The 19593-nt window shown below is 67.1% G+C and carries 15 protein-coding genes; 6 read left to right on the top strand and 9 right to left on the bottom strand.

What is annotated here, in order from left to right; genetic code table 11:
• Positions 1-21 precede the first annotated feature (21 nt).
• Both urtD and urtE read left to right on the top strand, forming a co-directional pair.
• Positions 22-777 (top strand): urea ABC transporter ATP-binding protein UrtD, encoded by a 756-nt coding sequence (gene urtD / locus HBE63_RS09015; protein ID WP_166909565.1) that lies wholly within the window; start codon positions 22-24, stop codon positions 775-777.
• Positions 777-1469 (top strand): urea ABC transporter ATP-binding subunit UrtE, encoded by a 693-nt coding sequence (urtE, locus tag HBE63_RS09010; protein ID WP_166904446.1) that lies wholly within the window; start codon positions 777-779, stop codon positions 1467-1469. Before urtD ends, urtE begins: the two co-directional genes overlap by 1 nt.
• Positions 1470-1507: 38 nt before the next feature.
• On the opposite strand, the gene hisS is transcribed toward urtE, so the two are convergent.
• Both hisS and HBE63_RS09000 read right to left on the bottom strand, forming a co-directional pair.
• Positions 1508-2773, bottom strand: coding sequence for a histidine--tRNA ligase (gene hisS / locus HBE63_RS09005; RefSeq protein ID WP_166904445.1), 1266 nt, complete (start codon positions 2771-2773; stop codon positions 1508-1510).
• Positions 2770-3450 carry an MBL fold metallo-hydrolase gene (locus HBE63_RS09000; protein WP_166904444.1) on the bottom strand — a complete coding sequence of 227 codons (681 nt, stop codon included), beginning with the start codon at positions 3448-3450 and terminating at the stop codon, positions 2770-2772. The genes hisS and HBE63_RS09000 overlap by 4 nt, the downstream gene beginning before the upstream one ends.
• A 134-nt stretch (positions 3451-3584) precedes the next feature.
• Here HBE63_RS09000 and HBE63_RS08995 point away from each other — a divergent pair, with 134 nt between their 5' ends.
• Together HBE63_RS08995 and HBE63_RS08990 are read left to right on the top strand one after the other, a co-directional pair.
• Positions 3585-4451, top strand: coding sequence for a peptidylprolyl isomerase (locus HBE63_RS08995; RefSeq protein ID WP_166904443.1), 867 nt, complete (start codon positions 3585-3587; stop codon positions 4449-4451).
• Between the two features lie 5 nt (positions 4452-4456).
• The gene (locus HBE63_RS08990) at positions 4457-5416 is read left to right on the top strand and encodes a peptidylprolyl isomerase (protein WP_166904442.1); all 960 of its coding nucleotides are present in this window, start codon (positions 4457-4459) and stop codon (positions 5414-5416) included.
• A gap of 21 nt (positions 5417-5437) precedes the next feature.
• On the opposite strand, the gene HBE63_RS08985 is transcribed toward HBE63_RS08990, so the two are convergent.
• The 6 genes from HBE63_RS08985 to yajC form a co-directional block, all read right to left on the bottom strand.
• A complete protein-coding gene (locus tag HBE63_RS08985) occupies positions 5438-7825 on the bottom strand; it encodes a bifunctional (p)ppGpp synthetase/guanosine-3',5'-bis(diphosphate) 3'-pyrophosphohydrolase (protein WP_166904441.1) in 2388 nt (795 codons plus the stop codon).
• A gap of 40 nt (positions 7826-7865) precedes the next feature.
• Positions 7866-8393, bottom strand: a complete 528-nt coding sequence (locus HBE63_RS08980; RefSeq protein WP_166904440.1) for an adenine phosphoribosyltransferase — start codon at positions 8391-8393, stop codon at positions 7866-7868.
• On the bottom strand, positions 8390-10060 hold the full coding sequence (locus HBE63_RS08975; RefSeq protein WP_166904439.1) for an ABC transporter substrate-binding protein: 1671 nt from the start codon (positions 10058-10060) through the stop codon (positions 8390-8392). The genes HBE63_RS08980 and HBE63_RS08975 overlap by 4 nt, the downstream gene beginning before the upstream one ends.
• Before the next feature lie 6 nt (positions 10061-10066).
• Positions 10067-11335: a protein translocase subunit SecF gene (gene secF, locus HBE63_RS08970; RefSeq protein WP_166904438.1), complete on the bottom strand. Its 1269-nt coding sequence runs from the start codon at positions 11333-11335 to the stop codon at positions 10067-10069.
• 4 nt (positions 11336-11339) lie between these two features.
• Positions 11340-13202 (bottom strand): protein translocase subunit SecD, encoded by a 1863-nt coding sequence (secD, locus tag HBE63_RS08965; protein WP_166904437.1) that lies wholly within the window; start codon positions 13200-13202, stop codon positions 11340-11342.
• A 72-nt stretch (positions 13203-13274) separates the two neighbouring features.
• Positions 13275-13628 carry a preprotein translocase subunit YajC gene (gene yajC / locus HBE63_RS08960; RefSeq protein WP_166904436.1) on the bottom strand — a complete coding sequence of 118 codons (354 nt, stop codon included), beginning with the start codon at positions 13626-13628 and terminating at the stop codon, positions 13275-13277.
• 182 nt (positions 13629-13810) lie between these two features.
• Here yajC and gabT point away from each other — a divergent pair, with 182 nt between their 5' ends.
• The gene (gabT, locus tag HBE63_RS08955; RefSeq protein ID WP_166904435.1) at positions 13811-15151 is read left to right on the top strand and encodes a 4-aminobutyrate--2-oxoglutarate transaminase; all 1341 of its coding nucleotides are present in this window, start codon (positions 13811-13813) and stop codon (positions 15149-15151) included.
• A gap of 4 nt (positions 15152-15155) precedes the next feature.
• On the opposite strand, the gene HBE63_RS08950 is transcribed toward gabT, so the two are convergent.
• Positions 15156-15776 carry a hypothetical protein gene (locus HBE63_RS08950; RefSeq protein WP_166904434.1) on the bottom strand — a complete coding sequence of 207 codons (621 nt, stop codon included), beginning with the start codon at positions 15774-15776 and terminating at the stop codon, positions 15156-15158.
• Between the two features lie 265 nt (positions 15777-16041).
• Between HBE63_RS08950 and car the strand changes: the two genes are divergently transcribed.
• The gene (gene car / locus HBE63_RS08945; protein WP_166904433.1) at positions 16042-19527 is read left to right on the top strand and encodes a carboxylic acid reductase; all 3486 of its coding nucleotides are present in this window, start codon (positions 16042-16044) and stop codon (positions 19525-19527) included.
• Positions 19528-19593: the final 66 nt, after the last annotated feature.

Raw genomic sequence — 19593 nt, 5'->3', positions numbered from 1 at the left:
GTGGCCGGCGGAAACGCCGGGATGGGCACCGAGTACCTCGAAGTACGCGGTTTGACAGTCGATTTCGACGGCTTCAAGGCAGTCAGTGATGTCGATCTGACGCTGTTCCAGGGTGATCTGCGCTTTCTGATCGGCCCCAATGGTGCAGGCAAGACGACCGTGATCGACGCGATCACCGGACTGGTGGGAGCCACCGGTTCGGCGAACAAGTCGGGGGTGGAACTCCTCGGGAAGAAGGTGCACCAGATCGCCCGGTCCGGCGTGGGCCGCACATTTCAGACCGCGAGCGTGTTCGAACAGCTGACGGTGCTGCAGAATCTCGACATCGCCGCAGGCGCGGGCCGATCCCCCTGGACGCTGCTGCGCCGGCGGCGCGGGATCCTGCCCGCGATCGAGGAAGCTCTGGAGATCACCGGGCTGGCGGATCTGGCCGAGAAACCGGCCGGGGTGCTGGCCCACGGCCAGAAGCAATGGCTGGAGATCGGCATGTTGCTGGTGCAGAACGCCGATGTCCTGCTGCTCGACGAACCGGTGGCCGGGATGAGCCATGAGGAACGCGAGGAGACCGGAAACCTGTTGCGTCGCATCGGTGGAGCTCGCACCGTAGTGGTCGTCGAACACGATATGGACTTCATGCGGGCATTCGCGACCTCAGTGACGGTGCTGGCCCGTGGTCAGGTGATCGCCGAGGGTTCGGTGGCCGAGGTACAGGCCAACCCAAAGGTCCAAGAGGTCTACCTCGGCACGGCCGCAGCCGGCGTGGAAGGAATGCCCTGATGCTCGAAATGCTCGATGTCCGAACCGGTTACGGCCGCTCCGAAGTCATTCACGGCGCAAGCATCGCGGTGCCTTCCGACGGTGTCGCGGCGGTGATGGGTCATAACGGCGCGGGTAAGACGACGCTGCTGCGGGCGGCGGTCGGCCTGCTCAAATGCACCGCGGGCAAGGTGCTCTACGAGGGAGAGGACATCACCAGACTGCGCCCTAGTGCCCGGGTGGCCCGTGGTCTGGCGTACGTACCACAGGGCCAGCAGTCGTTCGGCCAACTGACCACCGCGGAGAATCTTCAAGTGGTCGCCGATGGCCGCCGCAACGGCAAGGCGCTGATCGACGAGCAACTGGACCTGTTCCCCGCGCTGAAGGAACTACTCAACCGGCGGGCCGGCCTGCTCTCGGGCGGGCAGCGTCAGCAGCTCGCGATTGCCCGGGCGTTGATCACCAGCCCACGGACGCTGATCCTCGACGAGCCGACTGAGGGCATCCAGCCCTCGGTGGTGGCCGAGATCGAGGCGGCCATCACCTCGCTGACCGCCCGCGGTGATCTGGGCGTACTGCTCGTCGAACAACACATCGGGTTCGCGCTGGAATCCGCCCAGAGCTACTACATCTTGGAGTCCGGCCGGATCACCTCCAGCGGCACCGGAGGCGCCGCATCAGAAGCCGACGTCCGCGCCGCCATGGCGATCTGACTCCTTAGCTCGCGGTGCATAGGGGCGGGCGGGACCAGCTAGCGGGATAGGCGGGAAAGCACCTCGGCGACAACGGAATCGGCGGCGACATCTACCTGCTCGCCGGTCGAGAGATCCTTGAGACCGATGGTGCCGGCCTCGATGTCGCGGTCGCCGGCCACCAGCGCGTACTTGGCGCCGGAGCGGTCGGCGGCCTTCATCGCGCCCTTGAGCCCACGGTCGCCGTAGGCCAGGTCCACGCGCACCCCGTCGGCCCGCAGCCGCGCGGCCAGCTTGGCCAACTCCAGCTTGGCGGCATCGCCAAGCGGCACGCCGAACACCTCGACGCCGCCGACGCCGGCCACCGACTTGCCCTCGGCCTGCAAGGCGAGCACCGTGCGGTCGACGCCGAGGCCGAAGCCGATCCCCGAGACGTCCTGCCCGCCGAGCCGGCTCATCAGACCGTCATAGCGGCCACCGCCGCCGATGCCGGACTGCGCACCGAGGCCGTCGTGCACGAACTCGAAGGTGGTCTTGGTGTAGTAGTCCAGGCCGCGCACCATCCGCCGGTTGATCACGTACGGCACGCCGAGTGCGTCGAGGTGCGCCAGCACCACCTCGAAGTGGGCCTTGGCGCTGTCGGACAGGTGGTCGAGCATCAGCGGCGCGTCGGCGGTCATCTCGCGCACGTGCGGTCGCTTGTCGTCGAGAACGCGCAGCGGGTTGATCTCGGCACGGCGCCGGGTTTCTTCGTCCAGGTCCAGCTTGAACAGGAACTCCTGCAGCAGCTCCCGGTAGGCCGGGCGGCAGGTGTCATCGCCCAGCGAGGTGAGCTCGAGGCGGAAACCGTCCAGGCCCAGTGAGCGGAACCCGGCGTCGGCGATCGCGATCACCTCGGCGTCCAGTGCCGGATCGTCAACCCCGATGGCCTCGACGCCGACCTGCTGCAGCTGGCGGTAGCGCCCGGCCTGGGGGCGTTCGTAGCGGAAGAACGGACCGGCATAGCAAAGCTTGACCGGCAGCGCGCCCCGGTCCAGGCGGTGCTGGATCACCGCCCGGATCACCCCGGCTGTGCCTTCCGGGCGCAGGGTCACCGAGCGGTCACCGCGGTCGGCGAACGTGTACATCTCCTTGGACACCACATCGGTCGACTCGCCGACGCCGCGGGCAAACAACGCGGTGTCCTCGAAGATCGGCAGCTCGATGTCGCCGTAGCCGGCCCGGCGCGCCGAGGCCAGCAGGCCGTCCCGGACCGCCACGAACTGTGCCGACTCGGGCGGTAGATAGTCGGGCACGCCCTTGGGCGCCTGGAATGCAGAAGTCACAGAGTCAAACCTTCGAGAAACGGGTTGGTACGGCGTTCTTGCCCGATGGTCGTGCGCGGGCCGTGCCCTGGTAATACCACGGTGTCGTCGTCGAGTACCAACAGCTTTGTCACGATCGACTCGAGAAGGTCACGTCCGCTGCCACCAGGCAGGTCGGTGCGGCCCACCGAGGACCGGAACAGCGTATCGCCCGTGAATGCCGTCTGGGCGGCCGATGCGTTCTCCGGGCCGCCGGAGACCCGGAACACCACCGATCCCCTGGTGTGCCCCGGCGTGTGATCGACCGTGACCGAAATACCGTCGAAATCGAGCGTCTGGCGGTCCTGGTCCAGCTCAACGAGCTGTTTCGGCTCGGAGAACAGCACACCTAAGGCGAGCTGCGCCAAGCGTGGCCCGAACCCCTTGATCGGATCGGTCAGCATGAAGCGGTCTTCGGGGTGGATGTAGGCGGGGCAGCCATAGGTATCGGCGACTTTCTGGGCCGACCAGATGTGATCGATGTGGCCGTGGGTCAGCAGGACCGCCGCCGGGGTCAGGCGGTTTTCGTCAAGAATCCGGCGCAGCCGGTCCATCGCCCGCTGACCCGGGTCGACGACGATCGCGTCGGCGCCTGGTCGCTGCGCCAGGACGTAGCAGTTGCACGCCAGCATCCCGGCCGGGAATCCGGTAATGAACACGGCCCCAGTTTCCCACGTGGCCGCTTCCCCGAAGCGCCGCGACCTTGCGGTTCCCGCGGGTCGCAGAACCAGCACGCAGGTTCGCCTGGCAGACTCGTGGCCAACCTCAACCGCCTACAAGGAGGACTGCAGCGGTGCCGACCAACGAACAACGGCGTGCGACGGCCAAGCGCAAGCTGGAGCGCCAGCTGGAACGCCGCGCCGCCCAGGAACGCAAACGACGCATCCTGACCATCACCGGGACGGCGGTCGCGGCCCTCGTCATCATCGGGGCGGTCGTGGCCACGTTCGTGTTCACGAACAAGGACTCGGGCAGCACCACCGCCTCGGCGGCCACCACCACCGCCACGCCGGCCCTGCCGGCCGCCGAAGGTCAGCTGCCGGCCTTCGCCGCACCCGCCGACCTCGGTGCCAACTGCCAGTACCCGGCCGCTGCCGCTGCCAGCAAGCCGGCCACCTCGCCGCGCACCGGCAAGGTCCCCACCGATCCGGCCACGGTCAGCGTCAGCATGGTCACCACCCAGGGCAACATCGGGCTCCAGCTCGACAACGGCAAGGCGCCCTGCACGGTCAACAGCTTCGCGAACCTGGCCGGGCAGAACTACTTCAACGACACCCCGTGCCACCGGTTGACCACCAGCGGTATCTCGGTGCTGCAGTGCGGTGACCCGACCGGCCAGGGCACCGGCGGCCCCGGCTACCAGTTCGCCAACGAGTACCCGACCAACCAGTTCCAGCCGGACGACCCGGCGCTGCAGAAGCCGGTGACGTACCCGCGCGGCACGGTGGCCATGGCCAACGCCGGACCCAACACAAACGGCAGCCAGTTCTTCCTGGTGTACCAGGACTCCCAGCTGCCCCCGGGCTACACGGTGTTCGGCAAGATCGACGACACCGGCCTGGCCACCCTCGACAAGATCGCCGCGGCCGGTGTGGCCGGAGGCGGAGCCGACGGTAAGCCGGCACTGGATGTTCAGCTGAAGTCAGTGGCCCTGGACTAGACCCCTTGACTGTCCCGCCCCCCTACGGCGGTTACCAGCCGGCCGGTTATCCCCCGCCCGCCCACACCAACGGCATGGCGGTCGCCGCACTGGTGTGCTCGGTCCTGTTCGCGCCGCTGGGCATCCTCTTCGGGCACATCTCGCTGTCGCAGCTCAAACGCAGCGGTGAGCAGGGTCGCGGCATCGCGATCGCGGGCCTGGTCATCGGATACGTGATGACGGCGCTGGCTCTCGTGGCGGTGGTGTTGACGGTGTTGTTCGCCGTCATCGTCGTCAAGGCCGCGGAGAACATGCCACGCCAGGACCGCTACACGGCCTCACCGGGGGCCGGTCAGGAACTCCCCGCATTCGCGCCGCCGCAGCACCTCGGCGCCAACTGCCAGTACCCGGCCACCACCGAACCGGCCGCCAGGCCGGCTATCCCGCCACGCGCCGGCACCGTGCCGACCGAACCCGCCACGGTGCCCGCGAGCATCGTCACCGACCGTGGCACCATCGGCCTCACGTTGGCCAACGGCAAGGCGCCATGCACGGTGAACAACTTCGCGAGCCTGGCCGGGCAGGGATTCTTCGACAGCACCCAGTGCCACCGGCTGACCACCGGCGACCTCGCGACACTGCAGTGTGGCGACCCATCTGCCAGTGGAACCGGCGGGCCAGGTTACCGGTTCCCCAACGAGTACCCGACCAACCAGTACCGGCTCTCCGACCCCGCCGTGCAGCGGCCCGTGGTCTACCCGCGCGGCACCGTCGCGATGGCCAACTCCGGACCGGGTACCAGCGGCAGCCAGTTCTTCCTCGTGTACGAGGACTCGCTGCTGCCGCCGACGTACACGGTGTTCGGCACCATCGACAAGACCGGGCTGGCCACGCTCGACGCGATCGCCGCGGGCGGGGTGGCCGACGGCAGCGATGACGGTAAGCCCGCCACACCGGTGACGATCACATCGGCGAGCGTGGACTGATCGGGCACAGCCGGATCGCGACTAGGCCGCGCTGGTGATGCGGTAGACGTCGTACACGCCTTCCACGTTGCGCACCACGCTCAGCAAGTGGCCGAGGTGTTTGGGATCGCCCATCTCGAAGGTGAATCGGCTGATCGCCACCCGGTCGTTGGAGGTGGTCACCGATGCGGAGAGGATGTTGACCTTCTCGTCGGCCAGCACCCGCGTGACGTCGGACAGCAGACGGTGCCGGTCCAGCGCCTCGACCTGGATGGCCACCAGGAACACCGACGACGGTGACGGCGCCCAGTTCACCTCGATGATGCGCTCCGACTGTTGTTGCAGCGAAGCCGCATTCGTGCAGTCGGTGCGGTGCACGCTGACCCCACCACCGCGGGTCACGAAGCCCATGATGGTGTCGCCCGGCACCGGGGTGCAGCACTTGGCGAGCTTGGTCAGGGTTCCGGGCGCCCCCGGTACCGCGACACCGGTGTCGTCGGTGCTGCGCTGACGCACCGGCATGGTCAAGGGCGTGGACCGCTCGGCGAGTTCGTCCTCGGCCGCGTCGTCGCCGCCGAACTGGGCGAGCAGACGCTGCACGACGTGGCGCGCCGAGACGTGGCCCTCGCCGACGGCGGTGTACAGCGCGGAGACGTCGGTGTAGCGCAACTCGCGAGCCAGCGCGCCCATGGAATCGGCATTGATCAAGCGCTGCAACGGAAGTCCGCCCCGGCGGACTTCCCGCGCGATGGCGTCCTTGCCGGACTCCAAGGCTTCTTCACGGCGTTCCTTGGCGAACCACTGCCGGATCTTGGCCTTGGCCCGCGGCGACACCACGAACGTCTGCCAGTCGCGCGACGGACCGGCGTTGGGGGCCTTCGAGGTGAACACCTCGACGACCTCACCGTTGTCCAGCTTGCGTTCCAGCGCGACGAGCCTGCCGTTGACCCGGGCTCCGATACAGCGGTGCCCCACCTCGGTGTGCACTGCGTAGGCGAAGTCGACAGGCGTCGATCCGGTCGGCAGGTTGATCACGTCACCCTTGGGGGTGAAGACGAAGATCTCTTTTACCGCAAGGTCGTAACGCAAGGACTCGAGGAACTCACCGGGGTCGGCGGCCTCTCGCTGCCAGTCGAGCAACTGGCGCATCCACGCCATGTCGTCGATCTCGGTGGCGGCGTGACTGTGCGGAACTCCGTTGCGGCCCTTGGCTTCTTTGTAACGCCAGTGCGCCGCGATGCCGTACTCGGCGGTGCGGTGCATGTCGCGCGTGCGGATCTGCACCTCCAGCGGCTTGCCCTCGGGACCCACGACCGTGGTGTGCAGCGACTGGTAGACGCCGTAGCGCGGCTGGGCGATGTAGTCCTTGAACCGGCCCGCCATCGGTTGCCACAGCGAGTGCACGACGCCGACGGCCGCGTAGCAGTCCCGGATCTCGTCGCACAGGATCCGCACGCCGACCAGGTCGTGGATGTCGTCGAAATCGCGCCCCTTGACGATCATCTTCTGATAGATCGACCAGTAGTGCTTGGGCCTGCCCTCGACCACCGCGTTGATCTTCATCGCGCTCAGTGCCACGCCGATCTCGGCGCGCACCTTGGCCAGATAGGTGTCGCGCGACGGCGCCCGGTCCGCGACCAGTCGCACGATCTCCTCGTACTTCTTCGGGTGCAGGATCGCGAACGACAGATCCTCGAGCTCCCATTTGACCGTCGCCATACCGAGCCGATGTGCCAGCGGCGCAATCACTTCCAGAGTTTCGCGGGCCTTGCGCGCCTGCTTCTCGGGTGGCAGGAACCGCATGGTGCGCATGTTGTGCAGCCGGTCGGCCACCTTGATCACCAGCACCCGCGGATCGCGGGCCATCGCGATGATCATCTTGCGGATCGTCTCGCCCTCGGCGGCCGAGCCGAGCACCACCTTGTCCAGCTTGGTGACCCCGTCGACCAGGTGACCCACCTCGGCCCCGAACTCGGCGGTCAACGCCTCCAAGGTGTAGCCGGTGTCCTCCACGGTGTCGTGCAGCAGGGCGGCCACCAGCGTGGTGGTGTCCATGCCGAGCTCGGCCAGGATGTTGGCCACCGCCAGCGGATGGGTGATGTAAGGATCACCCGATTTGCGCAACTGGTCGGCGTGTCGCTGGTCGGCGACGTCGTAGGCCCGCTGCAGCAACTGCAGGTCGGCCTTGGGGTAGATCTCGCGGTGTACCGCGACCAGGGGCTCCAGAACCGGGTTGAACGCACTGCGCTGCGCGGTCATCCGGCGGGCCAGCCGCGCGCGCACCCGGCGGGAGGCACTGGTCTTGGTCGTATCCGGAAGCTTCGCCGCGTCCAGCGCCTTGGTGGGGTCGGATTCGGTGGATCCCGGCAGCGTCGGGGGCAACTTGACTGTCTGGCCCGTAGTTGCGTCCGTACCCGTATCGCCGGCCATCGTCACCTCCCGATTTTCGCTCAGATCCCGAGGATATCCCTCACACCGTGTGCAGGCTGCTGACCGTCAGCGGTGCCACCACGTCCCGGCCGCCCAGGGCCGTCAATTCCAGCACCACAGCGGCGCTCAGCACGTTGGCACCGCCGGCCTCGAGCAGCCGCATCGCCGCTGCCAGCGTGCCGCCGGTGGCCAGGACATCGTCGATGATCACAATGTTGCGCCCGGCGATGTCAATCCCGTCGGCCGGGATCTCCAGGGTCGCGCTGCCGTACTCGAGCTGATAGGTCACGCTGTGCACCGGAGGCGGCAGTTTCCCGCCCTTGCGTACCGCCAGGACACCGGTGCCGAGTCGGGTCGCGACCGCGGCACCCAACAGAAAACCGCGCGCGTCCAGGCCTGCGACCAGGTCGGCGTCGGCCGCGGTGGCGGCCAATGCGTCGGTTACCGCGCTCAGGCCCTCGGCGTCGGCCAGCAACGGGGTCAGGTCCTTGAACTGCACCCCGGGTTCGGGGAAGTCGGGGACCTCCCGGATCAGTCTCCTGACCAGCCGGGAAACATCTTGGCTCATGTGGACAACTTCCAGCGGTCCATGTTCCAGCCCGCGCCCCACCGCGTCGGATTGCTGCTCACGGCATACATCTTGTTCGATGTCAGCACGGTGCGCTGCTGGCGGTACAGCGGCAGGGTCGGTATGTCGTTCCACAGGATCGGTGCGCCCTCCCCTGCCAGCCGGGCCAGTTCCTTCGGATCGCTCGTGACGGCCTGCGCGTCGATGATGCCGTCGATCCGCTCGTTGAAATAGGCGGGCAGGTTGTTGCCGTTACCGGAGTGGAAGGCATAGGCGTCGATCGCCGAAGAACCCGAGGAACCGCTGCCCGCGGCCCCGCCCGTGCTGGCCAGCAACCCGTCGATCTCGTTGTTGCGCAACGCCACCGGCCCGGCCGTCGCTGATCCTGCGTCCTGCACGGTGATGCCCGCGGCGGCGCACGATTTCGCGATGGCGCCGACGGTCGCGGCCAGTCTGGCGTTGGGCGTCTGATACCCGATGCGTACGGTCAACGGCTTGTTGTTCAGGGCGGCGCGGGCCGCACCGATGTTGGCCACAGCGAATTGCGCGGCCTCGCCGACATTCTCGGCCGCGCTGAACGCGTCGTCGCTGACCGGGCTGAGCCGCGAGTTGACGATGGGCGTCGCGGCGTTACGGGCGATCACGTCACGGGGCGTGCACAGCGCAACGGCACGCCGCGCCGGTGGGGCAGCCAGCGGACCACCCGGTGCGAAGATCAACTGCTCGATACCGGCGGACGGGCTTTCGGTGCTGACGTAGTCATCGGGCAGGTTGAGCAGGCCCGAGGATCCGGACTCGATGTCGACAACGTCGAAGGATCCCTGGTTGACCCGCTCCTGGATGTCGGCCCCGCGCGGCCATACCGCGATCCGGTTGGTGACGGGCGGGGTGCCCCACCATTTGTCGTTGGCGACCAGGACCACCACGCCGTCTTTGGACACCGAGTCGATCCGGTAGGGACCCGACGAGGGGAACCGTTTGAGGTCGAGGTCGGGCTTGAGATCCCAGATGTTGTTCCACGCCTTGGCGATGCGGTCGATGGTCGGCTGGTCGCCGTTCTGCAACGCCGTGGCCACCCCCCCGTCGCCCAGGTCGAGTTCGTCGGCGAGGACGTGTGCAGGCATCAGCGCGGTGGCCGCGAACAATTGGCCGTAGTCGAGGAATCCGCGGTCCTGGGCGAAGGACACCCGGGCCCGCTTCTGACCGGGTGTGCAGTCCACCGAGCCGATGTCGCGGTAGCCGGCTTGGCTGGCGGCGTCGAACACGGGGAACCTGCCGGACTGAGCGCCCCAGGTCAACACCAGGTCATCACAGGTGATCGGCTTGCCATCGGAGTAGACGGCCTTGTCGCTGATCACGTAGTCGAGCACCAGCGGGGCGCGGCCCACCACCGACACCGAACCAAAGTCGTTGTCGGCGACCACCTGACCTTCGGGGCCGTGATAGGCGAACCCGGTCAACGCCCGCGCGAATGCCTGAGGTCCGGCGGACGCGGCTCCGGCCACCGTGTTGGTGTTGTAGGTGGTCAGTGAGCCGTCCACGGCATAGTCGATCTCGTCGGCCGAACTGCCCGAACATGCCACCAGACCCATCCCGGCGACCACGGACAGTGTGGCCACCACCGCCGCCGTTGTCCGTGCCCGGCCAACGGCCCGCCAATGAACCATCGGCGTTTACCGGCGGGTGTTCCGCTTGCCCGACGGACGCCCGGTCCGCGGGCCCGGACGTGCGCCCGGTGCCGGCTTGGCGGGTGCAGGCTCGGCAGCGACCGACACGGACACGGTCTCGCCGGCGGTGTCTTCGGCGTCAGGGGTCGCGGCCGTGTCTTTGGTGGCAGTCGCCGACTTGGCGCCTTTCTCCCGGCGGTTGAGCACCCGCTTGGTGTGCTTGCGCACCAGCTCGGTGCGTTCGCGCAACGACACGAGCAGCGGCGTGGCGAAGTAGATCGACGAGTACGTACCCACGATGACGCCGACCAGCTGGACCAGAGCCAGGTCCATCAGGGTTCCGACGCCCAGGAGCCACACCGCCACCACCATCAGCGCCACGATGGGCAACACCGAGATCAAGCTGGTGTTGATCGAACGCATGAACGTCTGGTTGACGGCGAGGTTGGCCTGCTCGGCGAAGGTTCGGCGAGTCGTGTGCTCGAAGCCCTGGGTGTTCTCCTCGACCTTGTCGAACACGATCACCGTGTCGTACAGCGAGAAGCCCAGAATCGTGAGCAGGCCGATCACGGTGGCTGGGCTGACCTCGAATCCGACCAGCGAATAGACGCCGGCGGTCACGACCAGGTCGAAGACCAGGGTGGCCATCGCGGCCATCGCCATGTAGCGCTCATAGCGCCAGGCGATGTAGATCGAGGCCAGCACGATGAACACCACGAGCGCGATCAGCGCCTTGTTGGTGATCTGGCCGCCCCAGGTCTCCGACACCTTCGAGTCGCTGATCGCCTGCTTACTGGGCTGGCCATCGGCGCCCTTGGGGTGGAACTCGTCGAACAGCGCGGTCCGCAGCTGCTCGATCTCCGGTTCGGACAGAGTCTCCGAACGGATCTGGACAGTGGCCGAGGCGCCGCTGCCGACCAACACGACCGACTCGGGCGTCCGGTTCAGGGTCTTGCTGTAGACGTCCTCGACCTGCTGGACCGAGACGATCCCTGCGGAGCCGGCCGACGGCATCGACACCTTCGTGCCGCCCTCGAAGTCGATCCCGAACGTGAACCCGCGCAGCACCATGCTGGCGATGCAGATCGCGACCATGATGCCGCTGACCGCGTACCAGAGCTTGCGACGGCCGATCACCTCGAAGGCGCCGGTGCCGGTGTAGAGCCGGACGAAGAACCCGTGCTTGGGCAGTGCCGCAGACGTGGATTCGATGCTCGGCGTCTCCACCGAGGTGTCCTTCACGTCCTCAGCGGTGGTGTCATTCTTTGCTGCCATGTGCCTATCCCCGTCCCGCGGTCGCATGCGAAGCCTCCCGGCGTTCCCGCGCGATCTGCTGCACCGCACCGAGACCGTTGAGGGCAGGTTTTGCCATCATCGGGGACTTGGACGCCAGGTACACCAGAGGCCAGGTCACCAGGAACACCACCACGATGTCCAGGATCGTGGTCAACCCCAGTGTGAACGCGAAGCCCTTGACCTGACCGATCGCCAGGAAGTACAGCACCGCGGCGGCCAAGAAGGTCACGGCGTTGCCGGACACGATCGTCTTGCGGGCGCGCGCCCAGCCTCGAGGTACCGCCGACCGGAAGGACCGGCCCTCGCGGATCTCGTCCTTTATTCGCTCGAAGAACACCACGAAGGAGTCCGCGGTGGTGCCTATACCGATGATCAGACCGGCGATACCGGCCAGGTCCAGCGTGTAGCCGATGTATCTGCCGAGCAGCACCAGGATGGCGAAAACCATTGCGCCGGCAGCGACCAGCGACAGGGCCACCAACAGACCGAGCACCCGGTAGTACAGCAGCGAGTACAGCAGCACCGCCGCCAGACCCACTGCGCCTGCGATCAGACCGGCCCGCATCGAGGACAGACCAAGGGTCGCCGAAACGGTCTCGGCTTCCGACGACTCGAACGACAGCGGCAGCGACCCGTACTTGAGGACGTTGGCCAGTTCCTTGGCCGTGTCCGCGTTGAACTGGCCGGTGATCTGGGTGTTGCCACCGGGAATGGCTTCCCGGATCTCGGGGGCGCTGACCACCTGCGAGTCGAGGGTGAAGGCCGTCTGTGTGCCCACGTTCGCCGCCGTGAAGTCGGCCCAGGTCTTGGCTCCCCCACTCTTGAAGGTCACGTCGACGACGTACTGGCCCTGCTGCTGGTTCAGGCCGGAGGTGGCGTTCTCGATCTCTTCACCGCTCATGATCGACTTGCTGAGCAAGTACACCGTCTGCCCGTCTTGCGAGCAGGTGATCAAGGGCAGATTCGGATCGTCGTTGCCGGCGAGGACATCTTCTTCACCGCACCGGGTGGCTTGGTACTGCAGCGCCAGGATCTGGATCGACGGGTTGTTGCTCTGCCGCAGTTCCTTCTCGTCGGAAATGCGCTGCGCCATTGCTGCCTTGGCGTCACCGGGCTTGGGCGTGGGCGCCGGAGCCGGAGCGGAGCCGGGTGCAGGCGCCGGGCCGGGCTCACCCGGGGCCGGGGCCGGAGTCGGTTCACCCGGAGTCGGTGCCGGGTCCAGCGGGTAGGGCCGCGGTTGGGGTGCCGGGACAGGCTCCCCGGCCGGCGGCGCGGGCTGCTCTCCCGCCGGAGGTGGCGCAGGGGCCTCGCCCGGCGCACCCGGCGCCAGCCCCGGAATCGCACCGGGCAGGCCGGGCACAGCACCCGGCGCACCGGGTGCTCCCGGTGCGACCGGCGCGCCCGGAGCCGCGGGGGCACCCGGCGCTCCGGCACCCGGCTGCTGTCCCTGCTGGGCCGGCGGCTTGGCGGGCATCGCGTGCACGACAGGCCGGATGTACAGCCGGGCGGTCTGGCCCAGGTTGCGGGCCTCGCTGCCGTCGTTGCCGGGAACAGTGATCACCAGGTTGTCGCCGTCGATGACGACCTCTGAGCCCGAGACTCCGAGACCGTCGACGCGGGCACTGATGATTTGTTGGGCCTGGTTGAGTGCCTCTCTGGTCGGCGTCGAGCCGTCCGGGGTGCGCGCTGTCAGCGTCACCCGGGTACCGCCCTGCAGGTCAATGCCGAGTTTTGGCTTGACCTGCTTGTCGCCGGTGAGGAACACCAGCAGATATACGCCGATCAGAAGGACCAGGAAAAGTGTCAGGTAGCGCGCAGGATGCACCGGCGCCGAAGACGATGCCACGTTTCTAGGGTCTCCTCGAGATCAGTTCGTCAGCACCGCAAAGGGTACGTGCTTGTCCTGGGTGCTCTGCGGTCAGTCTTTCTTGAGACTGTCGGTGTCGGTGACACCGGTGCTCTCGGTCAGTTCGGTCGCCGCCGCCGATACTTCAGGATCGGTGTCCTCGTCGGTGTCCACCTCGATGCGATCGCGCACGGCGAGCTTCATCCAGGTGGTGACGACGCCGGGAGCGATCTCCAGGTCGACGTTGTCGTCGGTGATACCGGTGATCGTGGCCAGCAGGCCCGAGGTGGTGTGCACGCGATCACCGATCTGCAGCGATTCGTGCAGGTCGATGGTGGCCTGCATGGCCTTCTTCTGACGACGCGACGCGAAGAACATAAACGCGCCCATGACGATCAGCAGGGGCAGGAAAATGACGAGATCCATGTCGACTATGTCTTTCGTGTTGTGTCATATGTCAGGGCGACCGAGGCCACGATACCGCCGCCGACCCGGGCCACCCCATTCGCCGCCGACAGGCGGGTGAGACGACTAGGCTCGAAACGCGTTCTTTCCGACCCCGCCCTTGCAGTAACCGGCGGTGCCGTTGCAGTTTTCAGGAGGCAGTGTTGAGCCATCCCGAGCAGAGCCGCCATCTGGCCACCGCGATCCCGGGCCCGAAATCGCAAGCGTTGATCGGCCGGAAAACGGCCGCGGTTGCCCGTGGTGTCGGCAACACCATGCCGGTGTACGCCGCCCGCGCCGGGGGCGGCATCGTCGAGGACGTCGACGGCAATCGGCTCATCGACCTGGGCTCGGGCATTGCCGTCACCACCATCGGCAACTCGTCGCTGCGCGTGGTCGAGGCCGTGGCCGCACAGGCCGGCGAGTTCACCCACACGTGCTTCATGGTGACACCGTACGAGCAGTACGTCGCGGTCTGCGAGCACCTCAATCGGCTCACACCGGTGCGCGGCGAGACTCGTTCGGCCTTGTTCAACTCCGGTTCCGAGGCCGTGGAGAACGCGGTCAAGATCGCCCGGTCCTATACGCACAAGTCTGCCGTTGTCGCCTTCGACCACGCCTATCACGGGCGCACCAACCTCACGATGGCGCTGACCGCAAAGTCCATGCCCTACAAGCACGGTTTCGGCCCGTTCGCACCCGAGATCTACCGGGCGCCGCTGTCCTACCCCTTCCGCGATGCCGAGTTCGGCAAGGAGCTGGCCACCGACGGCGCGCTCGCGGCCAAGCGCGCCATCGACGTGATGGACAAGCAGATCGGCGCGGACAACCTCGCCGCGGTCATCATCGAACCGATCCAGGGCGAGGGCGGGTTCATCGTCCCGGCCGACGGGTTCCTGCCCGCGCTGCTGGGATGGTGCCGCGACAACAACGTCGTGTTCATCGCCGACGAGGTGCAGACGGGGTTCGCCCGGACCGGCGCGATGTTCGCGTGTGAGCACGAGGGCATCGATCCCGATCTCATCGTCACCGCCAAGGGTATCGCCGACGGTCTGCCGCTGTCCGGGGTGACCGGACGCGCCGAGATCATGGACTCGCCGCACGTGTCGGGACTGGGCGGCACCTACGGCGGCAATCCGATCGCGTGCGCGGCGGCGCTGGCCACCATCGAGACCATCGAGGCCGACGGTCTGGTAGCCCGCGCCCAGCACATCGAACTGCTGATGAAGGACCGGCTGGGCCGGCTGCAGGCCGAGGACGACCGGATCGGCGACGTGCGCGGCCGGGGCGCGATGATCGCCGTCGAACTGGTCAAGGCAGGCACAACCACACCCGACCCGGATCTCACCAAGGCGCTGTGCGCCGGCGCCCATGCGGCCGGCGTGATCGTGCTCTCGTGCGGCACCTATGGCAACGTGCTGCGCTTCCTGCCGCCGCTGACGATCAGCGACGAGCTGCTCGTCGAGGGGCTCGATGTGCTCGAGCTGATCCTGCGCGACCTCTGACGCGTCAATGCGCGTGCGTGTGACGCCTGCCGAACATTCCGCCCCACGACCGGTGCTTGCGCGCGCCCACCGCTTCGGTCGGCTGAGCGTCGGCGACCGCTTCGGGCTCGGTTGACACAGCCGAAGCGACGGGCCGTCGCACGTATTCGACGTCGCGCACGCTGCGGACCGACAGTCGGCCCACCGCGACGGCTCCGAGGAACACGATCAATGCGCCCAGCCCCGAGAAGTAGGCCAGCTCGAGGCTGACGCGCTTGGCGTCGGTCACGGCTATCGGCATCCCGGCGTCGCCGATGCCCAGCGGCCCCGCCAACGCACGGCCCACCACGAACCACGCTCCGCCCAGTACGGCCAGCCAGCCACCGAAATGAGCCGTGGCCCGGTTACCCGAAACCAGGAGTAGCAGACCGCCCAGCGCCGTGACAGCGCCAGGAAGCACCTCCAGCCAACCGCGCGCGGACGTCCAGAACCAGCTCTGATCCGGCGTGAACGCGAAGTCGAAGTACGGCCCGATGAACGGGATCAGCGCACCCCAGATTCCCAGCAGCACCAGCAGAAACCCGCTGGCTGCTCCGCGGCTGCGTGGCATGCGTAGCCGGCTGCCGCGGGTATCGAATTCGGTCATGATGCCTCCTTTGACATCCCGGTGGGTACCCCAAACTCAGTGGCAGTAACGCTCCTACCCGGAGGTCGACTTGACTGCTGTTCCAGCTATCGGCTGACTCGGGATCAGACCTCCCTGGTTCACGCGAAGAAATGACCAGACTCACAGCACATTGACAGCCGTAAAGCTGGTTTTCCGGAAATAAGTTTAGTTTCACTAACGTAGTAGTTCGTTAGCGCAACGTTGCGCCGGTGATTATTTCTGCTATCTGTAAAGAGGGTTCTTGATGTCGTTTGACACTCGCGATGAACAACTGGCGATCCGTATCGCCGATCTGACCGCTACCGATCCGCAGTTCGCCGCCGCGATACCGAGCGACACCGTCACCGCCGCCGTCGACGTCCCCGGCCTCCTGTTGCCCGAGATCGTCCAGACCCTCCTGCAGGGTTATGCCGAACGGCCGGCGCTCGGTGAACGCGCACAAGAATTCGTCACCGACCCGACCACCGGTCGGACCACTGCCCGCCTGCTCCCCCGGTTCGACACCATCAGCTACGGCCAGCTCTGGGACCAGGTCCGCGCCGTCGCCGCCGCCTTGCACGCATCGGGCGTCGCAGCCGGCGACCGGGTTGCCATCCTGGGTTTCACCAGCGCCGACTACACCGTGATCGACACTGCACTGGGCCAGATCGGTGCGGTGTCGGTCCCACTGCAGACCAGCTCCTCGCCCGACGCGCTGGCGCCCATCGTGACCGAGACCGAGCCGCGCGTGATCGCCGCGAGTGTCGACCACCTCGCCGATGCCGTCGAGCTGGCGCTCACCTCCCACACCCCGGCCCGTGTGGTGGCCTTCGACCACCACGCAGAGATCGACGACCATCGCGATGCCGTCGCATCCGCCGCCGAGCGGCTGGCGGGGACCGGCGTCGCCGTCGAGACCCTCGCCGACCTGCTGGCCCGCGGGAGCGAGCTGCCCTCGCCCGAGGCACCCAAGGCTGACGGCACCGATCCGCTCGCGCTGCTGATCTACACCTCGGGCAGCACCGGCGCCCCCAAGGGCGCCATGTACCTGCAGAGCTCTGTCGGCAAATTCTGGCGGCGCAACAGCAAAGCCTGGCTCGGACCGGTGAGCTCGGCCATCAATCTCAGCTTCATGCCGATGAGCCATGTGATGGGCCGCGGCATCCTGTACGCGTCGCTGGCCGCCGGCGGCACCTGCTACTTCGCGGCCCGCAGCGACCTGTCGACGCTTCTGGAGGACCTCGCGCTGGTGCGGCCCACCGAGCTGAATTTCGTTCCGCGCGTGTGGGAAATGATCCACAGCGAGTTCCAGAGCCGGGTCGATCACCGCCTGGTCGAGGCAGACCAGGACCGGGACGCGGTCGAGGCCGACGTGCTGACCGAGGTGCGTGACGAGGTCCTCGGCGGACGGTTCGTCGCGGCCATGACAGGCTCGGCACCCATCTCGGCCGACCTCAAGGCCTGGACCCAGGACATGCTCGGAATCCACCTGCTCGAGGGTTACGGATCGACCGAAGCCGGTATGGCACTGTTCGACGGTGTGGTCCAGCGACCGCCGGTGATCGACTACAAGCTCGTCGACGTCCCGGATCTCGGGTATTTCGGCACCGACCAGCCGCACCCGCGTGGAGAGCTGCTGATCAAGACCGAGAATCTGTTCCCCGGCTACTACAAGCGTCCCGAGGTCACCGCTTCTGTGTTCGACGAGGACGGCTACTACCGGACCGGCGACGTCGTCGCGGAGATCGGCCCGAACCAGCTTCGCTATGTCGACCGGCGCAACAACGTGCTCAAGCTCGCCCAGGGCGAGTTCGTCACGCTGGCCAAGCTCGAGGCGGTGTTCGGCAACAGCCCTCTGGTGCAACAGATCTACGTGTACGGCAACAGCGCGCAGCCCTACCTGCTGGCCGTCGTGGTGCCCACCGATCTGACGGTTTCGAAGGAAGCGATCAACGAATCCCTGCAGGAGGTCGCCAGGGACGCCGACCTGCAGTCCTACGAGATCCCCCGCGATTTCCTCGTGGAGACAACACCTTTCACCCTGGAGAACGGCCTGCTGACCGGCATCCGCAAGCTGGCCTGGCCGAAGCTGAAGGCGCACTACGGCGATCGGTTGGAGCAGCTTTACGCCGACCTGGCCGAGACGCAGGCCAACGAGTTGCGCGCGCTGCGTAGTGGTGCGGCCGACGCCCCGGTGGTGGAGACCGTGAGCCGGGCCGCCGGCGCCCTGTTGGGTGCCGCGGCACCAGATCTGGAGCCCGACGCCCACTTCACCGACCTGGGCGGAGATTCCTTGTCGGCGTTGACCTTCGGCAATCTTCTCCGGGAGATCTTCGACGTGGATGTGCCAGTGGGTGTGATCGTCAGCCCGGCCACCGATCTGGCCGGCATCGCCGAGTACATCGAAACGCAGCGCAATGGATCCCACCGCCCGACCTACGCATCGGTGCACGGCAGGCACGCCGCCGAAGTCAGTGCCTCCGATCTCACGCTGGACAAGTTCCTCGATGCCGCAACCCTGGCCGCTGCGCCAGGCCTGCCCAAGGCCCCCGCCGAGGTCCGCACCGTGCTGCTCACCGGCGCCACCGGCTTCCTCGGCCGCTACCTGGCCCTGGAATGGCTGGAGCGCATGGACCTGGTCGACGGCAAGGTCATCGCGCTGGTCCGCGCCAAGAGCGATGCCGAGGCGCGTGCGCGCCTCGATGCAACGTTCGACAGCGGCGACGCGAAACTGCTTGCGCACTACCAGGATCTGGCCGCCGACCACCTCGAGGTGATCGCCGGCGACAAGGGCGAGGAGAACCTCGGACTGGACCAGCAGACCTGGCAGCGACTGGCAGATGACGTCGACCTGATCGTCGACCCGGCCGCACTGGTCAACCACGTGCTGCCCTACAGCGAACTGTTCGGGCCCAACGCCCTGGGCACCGCCGAGCTGATCCGCATCGCACTCACCACGAAGATCAAGCCGTACACCTATGTGTCGACCATCGGCGTGGGCGATCAGATCGAGCCCGGAAAGTTCGTCGAGGATGTCGATGTCCGCCAGATGAGCGCGGTCCGCAAGGTCAACGACGGCTACGCCAACGGCTACGGCAACAGCAAGTGGGCCGGTGAGGTCCTGCTCCGCGAGGCCAACGATCTGTGTGGGTTGCCGGTGGCGGTGTTCCGCTGCGACATGATCCTGGCCGACACCACCTACTCGGGTCAGCTGAACCTGCCGGACATGTTCACCAGGATGATGTTCAGCCTCGTCGCCAGCGGTATCGCGCCCGGCTCGTTCTACGAGCTCGACGCGGCCGGCAACCGGCAGCGCTCGCATTACGACGGCCTGCCCGTCGAGTTCATCGCGGAGTCCATCTCGACCCTGGGCGGGCAGTCCGTGGAGAGCTTCGAGACCTACCACGTGATGAACCCGTACGACGACGGCCTCGGCATGGACGAGTTCACCGACTGGCTGATCGAGGCCGGCTACGCGATCGAGCGCATCGCCGACTACGGGCAGTGGATCCAGCGCTTCGAGAGCACCCTGCGCGCCCTGCCGGACAGGCAGCGTCAGGCCTCCCTGCTGCCGCTGCTGCACAACTACCAGAAGCCCGAGCGGCCGATGCTGGGCGCCCTGGCCCCGACCGACCACTTCCGGGCCGCGGTGCAGGAAGCCAAGATCGGGCCGGACAAGGACATCCCCCATGTCAGCCCGGCGGTGATCGTCAAGTACATCACCAACCTGCAGCAGCTCGGCCTGCTCTAAGCCCCCGTGCGCCCGTTCCACATCGGAGTGGGACGGGCGCACGTCGGCGTGACGAATCTCGCATGC

Origin of the sequence: Mycobacterium sp. DL440, from assembly GCF_011745145.1 — a bacterium.
GTDB lineage: Bacteria > Actinomycetota > Actinomycetes > Mycobacteriales > Mycobacteriaceae > Mycobacterium.
Note: the sequence above shows the minus strand (reverse complement) of the source record. Positions and strands in the feature narration are given on the sequence as shown.

Coding starts and splice junctions, on each gene's coding strand:
- yajC (WP_166904436.1), bottom strand. CDS start 13,628: ATGGATCTCGTCATTTTCCTGCCCCTGCTGATCGTCATGGGCGCGTTT.
- secF (WP_166904438.1), bottom strand. CDS start 11,335: ATGGCAGCAAAGAATGACACCACCGCTGAGGACGTGAAGGACACCTCG.
- HBE63_RS08980 (WP_166904440.1), bottom strand. CDS start 8,393: ATGAGCCAAGATGTTTCCCGGCTGGTCAGGAGACTGATCCGGGAGGTC.
- urtD (WP_166909565.1), top strand. CDS start 22: ATGGGCACCGAGTACCTCGAAGTACGCGGTTTGACAGTCGATTTCGAC.
- urtE (WP_166904446.1), top strand. CDS start 777: ATGCTCGAAATGCTCGATGTCCGAACCGGTTACGGCCGCTCCGAAGTC.
- HBE63_RS08950 (WP_166904434.1), bottom strand. CDS start 15,776: ATGACCGAATTCGATACCCGCGGCAGCCGGCTACGCATGCCACGCAGC.
- HBE63_RS08975 (WP_166904439.1), bottom strand. CDS start 10,060: ATGGTTCATTGGCGGGCCGTTGGCCGGGCACGGACAACGGCGGCGGTG.
- HBE63_RS08985 (WP_166904441.1), bottom strand. CDS start 7,825: ATGGCCGGCGATACGGGTACGGACGCAACTACGGGCCAGACAGTCAAG.
- car (WP_166904433.1), top strand. CDS start 16,042: ATGTCGTTTGACACTCGCGATGAACAACTGGCGATCCGTATCGCCGAT.